Here is a 9,001-nt window from a genome sequence, read left to right on the forward strand (position 1 = left end):
CGGTTACGGGAGGGCCGGCCCCGCAGTGGGGCAGGGGTACTCGGGCCGGAACCGGTGCGGCCGGCAGCCGACGAGGTAGACCCCGAGGTACCGCTGCCCGCTGAGCCACCACCCACCGGCGACGTCCTCGCCCCCGGCCGCGCTGTCGCTGACGGCGGCGAGCCGCGCCTCCAGCACCTCCCGGTCGTGGGCGTCGGCAAGGACGTCGCGGTGCGGCCGTACCTGCCGGCCGAACCACTCGGCGGCCTGCTCGGGGTCGTCCCACGTGCCGCGCACGAACGGGGCGGGCCTGAGCAGCCAGTGTGCGAGTTCCAGCGGCGGCACGGGGCTGGTGGCGAACTCAGGATGCCCAGCCCGCCGGACGCCGTCCCGGACCTGGTGCAGCCCGGAGCCGAGCCAGGCGTACCCGTGGTGGTGCATGGTGCCTCTCCCTGAAAGGGGCGGCCACACAGGGCGACCGCCCCACAGTCGTTCAGCTGGGGCTACTTGCGGCCGCAGCCGTCTCCGTCGCCACAGCCCCCGGAGGGGTTGCCGCCCTTGCCGTCGTCCTCGCCGGGTGCAGCCTTGACCTGGTCGATGCGGTATCGCACGCTGACCTCCAGGTGTGCAGACAGCACGGAGCCCTTCTCCGTACTGGTGGTGATGCGCACATGCAGAGGGCCCGTGACCCCGCCCTTCGGGACCGGGCCCCTCAAACCCCGCTCCGGCCGCCGGTCCTGCCAGGGAAATGATGACCGGAGCGGGAACTCAGTGGATGCGACGCCCCTCGCGGGGCGGCGCTGTGGGCGACACGATCCTCATGTGGCAGGAGCACACGCACCTGATCGAGAAGATCGGCTCCTCACCGGGGCGGGGATGGCCGGAGGCGTACACGTCCTGCGGATGGCAGAACCCGTGCTCCCTCATCTCGCGCTCCCCCCGACCGCCCCGAACGCTCCGTGTCCTCACGAACCTGCTGAAGCGTCCGCCCCGACCTCACCGCGAGCCCGTCTTCCGGTCGCAGCGCGGACAGCCACAGGGCGGATACGTGAGCACGGGCGGCGGCGGATCAGCCGGAGCCACCTCGTGCCGCTCCCGAACTGTGGTCGTGCTGCCGTCCGGGTGCCTCGCGTACACCTTGATCGTCATCACGGTTTCGTCCCTTCACCTTCCCGCTTGGCGCGGATGGTGCCTGTCGTCGCTCAGGAACGTAGGAAGCGCGACTTTGCGCACGCCACAAAGTTGCAGTGGATTACAGACCAGTTGACGGGATCGGGTGATAGCCCGGACGCACTCTTGACCGCGTGGTCTGGCCGAACGACTGTTGTGTAAATCAGTGCAACTGACTGCACGGGAGGCCAACGGCCATGAACATTCGCTTCATTGGGATCGACCCCGAGACGGACGAGGACGGGTGCCCTGCCGTCTGGGTGGACACGGAGACGAAGGACCTCCTGATCCAGAGCTACGAGGCTGACCAGGAGACGAGCACCACCTGCGACTCGCTGTCCCCCGCGAAAGCCCCGATCCCGCCCGGCGAGACGGTCATCCGGATCCCGAAGCGGATGATCCCCGTCATCAGGAAGGCGTGCGATGAGCTCGATCCCGGAGTTCGCTGAACTCCTCTCCAACTGCAAGCGTTCCGCGGTGCACCTGGAGATGCGGGACCTGTACTTCAGCAACCCCCGCTTCGAAGCATGGCAGCGAGGCGACCGAGTCGACTGGAACGGCCGGGACACCTGGTGGCGCCCCTTCCACCAGGACATCGCAGACGCCGTCGCTCGCGGGGTTGCGGTCCGTCGCGCCCGTGTCGTGTCCGAACCCGTGACCGACTACATCCGCTGGGAGCACTACCAGACACGCGCCAACCTGGAGGCGGGCGAACTGGTGAAGTGGCTTCCTCGGCGTCTCGCTTCCGGGATCCTGCTGCCGGCCAACGACTTCTGGATCTTCGATGGTCGTCTGATGCGCGTCCATCACTTCTCGGGTGACGGCGAGTGGACGGACAAGGAGCTGTGCGACGACCAGAACGTGGTGAGCCTGTGCTCAGCCGCGTTCGAGAAGGTCTGGGACCGTGCCATTGCGCACGGCCAGTACGAGGTGCCGTAGGCCAGTCATGCCCTCGTTCCCCACATCCAACGTCCAGGAGGCACGCGCAGCTCTCGCAGCACGCCTGCGAGAGCTGCGCCTGGACGCAGGGATCACGGGGAAGGAACTCGCAGCCCGTTGCAGCTGGTCCGTCGCCAAGTCATCGCGGATCGAGAACGCCCACACCGCACCATCTGACAAGGACATCCAGGCCTGGTGCGCGGCCTGCGGGGCCGAGAACCAGGCAGCAGACCTCGTCGCCGCCAACCGGCAGGCCGATTCCATGTACGTCCAGTGGAAACGGCTCCAGCGCACCGGCATGCGTCGCCTGCAAGAGGCCTCCACTCCCCTGTACGAGCGCACATGCGTGTTCCGCGTCTACGCCTCCCACGTGATGCCCGGCTTCTTGCAGACACCCGGCTACGCCACCGCCCTCATGGGAACCATCGCGGGCTTCCGGGGAACCCCGGACGACATCAGCGCAGCCGTAGACGCACGCATGCGCCGCTCGCGCGTCGTCTACGAAGGGGACCACCGCTTCGCAACGCTCATCGAGGAGAACGTCCTCCACCACAAGGTGGGTGACACGGAAGTGATGGCCGGCCAACTCGGGAGCCTGCTCGCCGCCATGAGCCTGCCGTCCATATCTCTCGGAATCATCCCGGCAGCCGCACCGCGCGAACAGGTCATGTGGCCAGTCGAACAGTTCACGGTCTTCGATGACGCGCGCGTACACGTCGAGCTGCTCGCCGCCAAGGTGACCGTCACCGCCCCAGGCGAGCTGGACATCTACCTCCGCGCGTTCGCCAGGCTGACGGAACTCGCTGTGTACGGGGCGGAGGCCCGAAGCCTGATCGTCAAAGCCCTCGAAGCCCTGCGGTAAGCGCTCCGCAGCGCACCTGGCCTCGACACGGCCCGAGCGGTCCTGGGGCAGCCCACTGCAAAGCCCCGTCCGGGCGATGCCCGCGACGAGCCCGCGCTCGCGTGGCCAGGCCAGGTGAACACGGCCCGCTCGACACACGGAGCGGTCCCACTTCCGTGCGGACGAGCAGCTTGCGACGGCGGCAACGGGGCTGCCGGCCGGCATCATGCCGCGACGAGCGTCAAGTCACGTGAGGCGACCTCTATGTCTTGATTCGGGCGGCCGACCTGGCGGCCTGCTCGATCTTCGCACAGTGGGCTGCACGGGCTTCCTCGTCGATCTGCCCCTCGTGTTCGGCACGCAGCCCGGTCCGGCCGTCGATTCCCTCGCGCAGGATATCGGCGTGCCCGGCATGCCGGACGGACTCGCCGAGGACGCGGATCAACTTCCTCGTCGCGGAGGTCGCAACCCGCCGCACCCCGGAGCGGCCGTTCGGGTACCGGAAAGTAGCAACCGATATTCCGGATATTCCGCCGCCACCGCACTGGTGCTCTCTCGGCTGCCTTCACTAATCTCACACCGTTCCTTCACCTGCACATTCCGGGGCGGGCCGGTCCAGTCGTGATCCGCGGACCGTTCCACCTGGGTTCTTGTCATGCCCCGTTCATCATTTGGGCGGCTTTCCACCGCCCGCGATCCGGAGGTCATCGGTGAGAGAATCCCGTCGTACCGGCCGTCGCCTGACGGCCGTGATCACCAGTGCGCTCACCGCGCTGGCAGTGACCGCGTCCCTGGACGCGGGTGCGTCCGCCACTCCTCAGCCGTCCCCAACGGGCAAGGTCCGCACCGCTCCCGGAGCCGAGCGGATCGACGACAGTTATCTCGTCGTCCTCAAGGGCGGCGCCTCGGCCGCCTCGCTCAAGGCCGCCCCGCAGACCGCCGACGACCTGACCAGCCGCCACGGCGGCAAGGTACGCATGGTCTGGAAGGACGCCCTGCACGGCTTCGCCGCGCGCATGAGCCCGGCGCAGGCGGCGCGGATGGCGGCCGACCCGCGGGTCGACTACGTCGAGCAGGACGTCGTGGTGCGCGCCCAGGCCGTCCAGGACAACCCGCCGTCCTGGGGCCTCGACCGCGTCGACCAGCACAGCCGGACGCTCAATCAGAAGTACGGCTACGTGACCACGGCGAGCAACGTGACCGCGTACATCGTGGACACCGGCATCCGTACCTCGCACACCACCTTCGGCGGCCGGGCGACCTGGGGCCGCAACTCCATCGACACCAACAACACCGACTGCAACGGCCACGGCACCCATGTGGCCGGAACGGTCGGCGGCAGCCACTACGGTGTGGCCAAGGGCGTGAAGCTGGTCGCGGTCAAGGTCCTCAACTGCACGGGATCAGGCACCCTCTCCGCACTGGTGGACGGCCTCAACTGGGTGGCCGCCAACGCCAGGAAGCCCGCCGTGGTCAATCTGAGCCTCGGCTTCAACGGCGTGAACAGCACCGCCGACAGCGCGGTGCGCAACGTGGTCTCCAAGGGGATCACCGTCGTCGCGGCGGGCGGCAACTCCGGTAAGGACGCCTGCAACTACTCGCCCGGCCGGGTGAGCGAGGCCTTCACCGTGGGCGCCACCGACAGCGGCGACAAGCGGGCGAGCTTCTCCAACTACGGGCGCTGCCTGGACATCTTCGCCCCGGGCGTGAGCATCAGGTCGTCCTGGAAGGACAGCAACACCGCAAGCAAGGTACTGAACGGCACCTCCATGGCCGCCCCGCACGCGGCCGGGGCCGCCGCGCTGTACCTCGCGACCCACACCGCCGCCTCGCCGGCCACGGTCGCCAGCCAGCTCAGGGGCGTCGCCACGGTGGGCACGGTGTCCAACGGCGGCTCCGGCTCGCCCAACCTGCTGCTCTACTCCCGATCCGACCTGGTCACCGTCAAGAACCCGGGCAACCGCTACAGCTTCACCGACCGCCCGATCACCCAGCGGATGTACGCGTACGGCGGCTTCACTCCGTACAAGTGGACGGCGACCGGCCTTCCTCCGGGCCTCAAGATCAACTCCACGACGGGCGTGATCTCCGGCTACACCTACAGCCAGGGCTACTACTCGGTGAAGGTCACCGCGACCGACTCCAGGGGCAGGGTGGGCTCGGCGGCCTTCAAGTGGACCATCCGCGACCTGGAGAGGTGCGCGGTCATCTGCCCGTGAGCCACGGTCGCTGACCTTCCTCCGCCCGTGAGGTACGGCTGAGGTTCCGTCGGCCAGGCGGGTCCGGCACTCCGGTGGGTACCGGAGTGCCGGACCCGCCGTCCTGTCTGCCCCGCGGGCCGTCACGTCCGGGCCGTGGTCGCCTCCAGGAAGGGTTCGACTGCCGTGCGCCACGCCTCCGGCTGGTCGTAGTGGAGATAGTGGCCCGCGTCGGGGACCTCGGCGTAGTGGCCCAGGGGGAGGACGCGGACCATCTCCTGGGCCTCCGCGCGGCCCAGTTCGCCGTCCAGGCCCCGGATGACGAGGGTCGGGCAGGTGACCTGGGCCAGCGAGTCCCAGTGGGCGTCGTGGACCCAGGTCTCGCGCGCGGCCAGCATCTGGGCCGGGGAGAAGACCGGGCGCCAGCCGTCGGGGGACTCGGCCATCACCTCCGCGAAGAAGGCGCCCCGGGCCGGGCTGGGACGCTCCACCCGGGGGTCGTCCTCACCGAACCACTTGCGAACGTCGGCCAGCGTGGCGAAGGGCAGCGGCCAGGTGCGGAACCAGTTCTCCCATTCCCGCTGGGACGCCGCGCCCAGCGCGGACGCGCGCATGTCGCTGATGACCAGGGCGCGGACCAGGTCGGGCCGCTCGGCCGCGAGCTGCCAGGCCGTCAGGGCGCCCATGGAGTGGCCGATGAGGGTGACGGGGGCGAGGCCGAGTTGTTCGATGGCCGTCGCCGCGTCGGCCGTGTACGCCTCGCGGGTGTACGGGCCTTCGACGGGCTTGTCGCTGTGGCCGTGACCCCGCTGGTCGAGGGCGACCGCCCGGTACCGCTCCGCGAGCCAGCGCGCCGTGGCGGCCCAGTGGCCGGCCCGGCCCATCAGGCCGTGCAGCAGTAACACGGCCGGCGCGGGGGGCGCCGAGCCCTCGTCGCCCGGCCCCTTGGGCGGTTCGGCGAACTCCCACGCCGCGAGGCGAACGCCGTCGGCTCCGGTCAGGTCGATGCGTCGCACCATGTGACCAGGCACCCCCTTCTGTCCCGATCGGACAACCCTGCGGCCAGATTATCGAACGGATGTACGTATACAGGGGTTCCTGTGGAGTCGGTGAGTACACCGCTCGTTCGAGTGACCCCGCTCAAGGATTGACGCGCGCGGCCGAGGGGAGATCTCCACCGGGAGGCGGACCGCTCGGGGAAAGAGGTCCGACGGGAATGACCCTGGGAGCTCGGGGCTCCGGGTCAGCGAAGGGGAGGCCGGGTCCCGGTGCCGCACGACGGCACCGGGACCTTTCCCTTGGTCACACCCCGAGACGGGCACAGGGGCACACGTCGGCACGGACAGCATCGCGCCGCTCCCCTCCCCGGGGTCCCCGACGCCCGGGACCCCGGCTCGCGCACAGTCAGGACACAGGCCTGAAGCCAAGCGTGGCACGCTCGACCGGCAGGCGCTGCCTTTCCGTACGAATGGCCCTTTCGAGTGGCGAGGGGGCGAGCGTCAGCGCTTGGCGACGAACACGTGCGACGCCACGTCGGCGTCCAGCTCGGCGGCCTCACCACTGCTGCCGACCAGCACCCCGCCGGGCGACTCGGTCACACTGACCACGGAGCCGGGCTGCACACCCGCGCGCCGCAGCGTGTACATCAGCTGGGCGTCCGTCTGGATCGGCTCGCCGATCCGCCGCACGACGACCGTCATGCCCTCGGTGCCCGCGTCCAGCTCGGACAGCGACACCATGCTCTCGTCCAGGAACGGGTCCGCCTCGGACTTCTCCCCCAGCTCCTCCAGGCCCGGGATCGGGTTCCCGTACGGCGACTCCGTCGGGTGGCGCAGCAGCTCCATCACCCGGCGCTCGACCGCCTCGCTCATCACGTGCTCCCAGCGGCACGCCTCGGCGTGGACCTGCTCCCACTCCAGGCCGATCACGTCGACCAGCAGGCACTCGGCCAGCCGGTGCTTGCGCATCACCCGTGTGGCCAGCCGCCGGCCCTCCTCCGTCAACTCCAGATGGCGGTCGCCCGCCACCTCCACCAGACCGTCCCGCTCCATGCGGGCGACCGTCTGGCTCACGGTCGGGCCGCTCTGGTCGAGCCGCTCCGCGATACGGGCACGCATCGGGACCACACCTTCCTCTTCCAGTTCGAGGATGGTGCGGAGATACATCTCCGTGGTGTCGATCAGTCCGGACATACGTGCCCCTCAGTGGGTGTCATTGCAACCTGCGCGGCCCTTTACCAATTGTTGCGCATGCCGCGGACAACCGTGCCGCCTGTGGACAACGGCCGTCACCCGCCTCGTACCGGCGGTATTGACAGGGCATTGGTCCAGACCGCACGGTGATCCGCGACACAGACAGAGAGGGAGCCACGCGGATGAGCGACAGCAGCGGCAGCGCTCTGGCCGGACAGTTCTTCGACGCGGCGATCGGGCTGCTGCGGCGGGCACGGGACGAGGAGGCGGAGCACATCGCCGCGGCGGGCTCGGCCGTCGCGGACACCGTCGCCGGGGGCGGGCGGCTCTTCGCCTTCGGCGCCGGGCACTCGTCGCTGCCCGCCCAGGACGTGGTGTACCGGGCGGGCGGGCTCGCCCTGATGAACCTGCTGGCCGTGCCCGGAGCGGTCGGGGTGGACGTCGTGCCCGCGCCGCTCGGCTCGGCTCTGGAGCGAGTGGACGGACTGGCGGGCGCGGTCCTCGACGCGTCCCCCGCGCGGGCCGGGGACCTGCTGTTCGTGATCTCACTGTCCGGGCGCAACGCCCTGCCCGTCGAGATGGCCCTCAACGCACGCGCCCTCGGACTCACCGTCATCGGCGTGACGTCCGTCGCGTACGCGAAGGAGACCCGCTCCCGGCACGCCTCGGGGTCCTTCCTGAAGGACCACTGCGACGTCGTGCTGGACTCCAAGATCGCCGTCGGGGACGCGGAGCTGACCCACGAGGGCGTCGAGGCGCCCTTCGCGCCCGCGTCCACCGTCGTCACCAGCGCGCTGATGCAGGCGGCCATGGCCGCCGCCGCGGAGGAGCTGGTCCGCCGCGGGATCGAACCGCCGCTGCTGCGGTCCGGAAACGTCGACGGGGGCCACGAGTGGAACGGCCGGGTGATGCGTGAGTACGCGGACCGCATCTTCTACCGGCGGTAGGGTCCCCGCATGGCACGGCTGAAGATCGAGATATCCGTCCCCGAGAGCCACGCGGAGCGGATCATCGACGCCCTGCACGCGGTGGGCGCGGGGCGGCTGGGCGACTACGAGCGCTGCGCGAGCCTCACCCGGATCACCGGCACCTGGCGCCCGCTGGCCGGGGCACAGCCGTACGACGGAGCGGTCGGGGAGGTGCGGTACGCCGACGAGTGCCGCGTCGAGTCCGTCTGCGAGGAGGAGCAGGCCGCGGCCGTGCTCCGGGCGGTGCGGGACGCGCACCCGTACGAGGAGGCGGCGGTCAGCTTCCTTCCGCTGTACGAGCCGTAGGGCCCCCGGGAGCTGCCGGGGCGGAACGGCGCCCGCTCCCGAACGCCGGGCGGGCCGCGCTCCCTCCCGTCAGTCCTCGGACCGGCCGGTCAGGCGCGCCAGGTCCACACACGCCGCCGCCCTCGCCGCCACGCTCTCCGCGTAGGCCACGTCCGGGCGGGTGAACGGCGGGCGCGGCGCCGCGCGCAGGAAGGTGACCACGCCGAGCGTGCGGCCCCGGCTGCGCAGCGGCACGCACAGCGCGTGCGCCGCGTCCCGGGGCCAGTGGCGTTCCCGCGCCCAGCGCTCGGTCGGGTGCGCCCCGGCGCCCGGGACCGAGCCGGGGTCCGGCCCCGCCCCCGGGCCGCCGGGCACCCCGTCCGGCCCGGATGCCGGGCCCGTGCCCGATACGCCGCCGGGCTCCCCGGC

General features: G+C 70.6%; 13 protein-coding genes. 6 read left to right on the forward strand and 7 right to left on the reverse strand.

Translation table 11 applies throughout. The features are described from left to right. Window positions 1–3 precede the first annotated feature (3 nt). The 3 genes from I3F58_RS25870 to I3F58_RS25875 form a co-directional block, all read right to left on the reverse strand. Complete coding sequence (locus tag I3F58_RS25870) at window positions 4–420, reverse strand: hypothetical protein (protein WP_240111109.1); 417 nt, start codon at window positions 418–420, stop codon at window positions 4–6. Between the two features lie 62 nt (window positions 421–482). After that, window positions 483–617 (reverse strand): hypothetical protein, encoded by a 135-nt coding sequence (locus tag I3F58_RS29490; RefSeq protein WP_275678940.1) that lies wholly within the window; start codon window positions 615–617, stop codon window positions 483–485. A 130-nt stretch (window positions 618–747) separates the two neighbouring features. Beyond that, window positions 748–906, reverse strand: coding sequence for a hypothetical protein (locus I3F58_RS25875; protein ID WP_240111110.1), 159 nt, complete (start codon window positions 904–906; stop codon window positions 748–750). Between the two features lie 440 nt (window positions 907–1,346). On the opposite strand from I3F58_RS25875, the gene I3F58_RS25880 reads away from it, so the two are divergent. The 3 genes from I3F58_RS25880 to I3F58_RS25890 are packed head-to-tail and all read left to right on the forward strand — an operon-like array spanning window position 1,347 to window position 2,950. Next, the gene (locus I3F58_RS25880; protein ID WP_240111111.1) at window positions 1,347–1,598 is read left to right on the forward strand and encodes a hypothetical protein; all 252 of its coding nucleotides are present in this window, start codon (window positions 1,347–1,349) and stop codon (window positions 1,596–1,598) included. Beyond that, window positions 1,573–2,088: a DUF6879 family protein gene (locus I3F58_RS25885; RefSeq protein WP_240111112.1), complete on the forward strand. Its 516-nt coding sequence runs from the start codon at window positions 1,573–1,575 to the stop codon at window positions 2,086–2,088. The genes I3F58_RS25880 and I3F58_RS25885 overlap by 26 nt, the downstream gene beginning before the upstream one ends. A 7-nt stretch (window positions 2,089–2,095) precedes the next feature. Next, window positions 2,096–2,950: a helix-turn-helix transcriptional regulator gene (locus I3F58_RS25890; RefSeq protein WP_240111113.1), complete on the forward strand. Its 855-nt coding sequence runs from the start codon at window positions 2,096–2,098 to the stop codon at window positions 2,948–2,950. Between the two features lie 241 nt (window positions 2,951–3,191). On the opposite strand, the gene I3F58_RS25895 is transcribed toward I3F58_RS25890, so the two are convergent. Beyond that, window positions 3,192–3,407: a DUF664 domain-containing protein gene (locus I3F58_RS25895; protein ID WP_308355064.1), complete on the reverse strand. Its 216-nt coding sequence runs from the start codon at window positions 3,405–3,407 to the stop codon at window positions 3,192–3,194. Window positions 3,408–3,678: 271 nt separating this feature from the next. On the opposite strand from I3F58_RS25895, the gene I3F58_RS25900 reads away from it, so the two are divergent. Next, window positions 3,679–5,148 carry a S8 family peptidase gene (locus tag I3F58_RS25900; protein WP_240111114.1) on the forward strand — a complete coding sequence of 490 codons (1,470 nt, stop codon included), beginning with the start codon at window positions 3,679–3,681 and terminating at the stop codon, window positions 5,146–5,148. A 122-nt stretch (window positions 5,149–5,270) separates the two neighbouring features. On the opposite strand, the gene I3F58_RS25905 is transcribed toward I3F58_RS25900, so the two are convergent. Both I3F58_RS25905 and I3F58_RS25910 read right to left on the reverse strand, forming a co-directional pair. Beyond that, window positions 5,271–6,146 carry an alpha/beta fold hydrolase gene (locus tag I3F58_RS25905; protein WP_240111115.1) on the reverse strand — a complete coding sequence of 292 codons (876 nt, stop codon included), beginning with the start codon at window positions 6,144–6,146 and terminating at the stop codon, window positions 5,271–5,273. Window positions 6,147–6,626: 480 nt separating this feature from the next. Continuing rightward, on the reverse strand, window positions 6,627–7,319 hold the full coding sequence (locus I3F58_RS25910; RefSeq protein WP_240111116.1) for a metal-dependent transcriptional regulator: 693 nt from the start codon (window positions 7,317–7,319) through the stop codon (window positions 6,627–6,629). Window positions 7,320–7,501: 182 nt separating this feature from the next. Here I3F58_RS25910 and I3F58_RS25915 point away from each other — a divergent pair, with 182 nt between their 5' ends. After that, the gene (locus tag I3F58_RS25915; RefSeq protein ID WP_240111117.1) at window positions 7,502–8,266 is read left to right on the forward strand and encodes an SIS domain-containing protein; all 765 of its coding nucleotides are present in this window, start codon (window positions 7,502–7,504) and stop codon (window positions 8,264–8,266) included. Between the two features lie 9 nt (window positions 8,267–8,275). Further along, window positions 8,276–8,593, forward strand: coding sequence for a hypothetical protein (locus I3F58_RS25920; RefSeq protein ID WP_240111118.1), 318 nt, complete (start codon window positions 8,276–8,278; stop codon window positions 8,591–8,593). Window positions 8,594–8,662: 69 nt separating this feature from the next. On the opposite strand, the gene I3F58_RS25925 is transcribed toward I3F58_RS25920, so the two are convergent. Beyond that, window positions 8,663–9,001 (reverse strand): GAF domain-containing protein (locus I3F58_RS25925; RefSeq protein ID WP_240111119.1); only part of this gene is annotated, 339 nt, incomplete at its 5' end.

It is taken from the genome of Streptomyces sp. MUM 203J (genome assembly GCF_022414595.1).
In the GTDB taxonomy this organism is placed as follows: Bacteria; Actinomycetota; Actinomycetes; order Streptomycetales; family Streptomycetaceae; genus Streptomyces.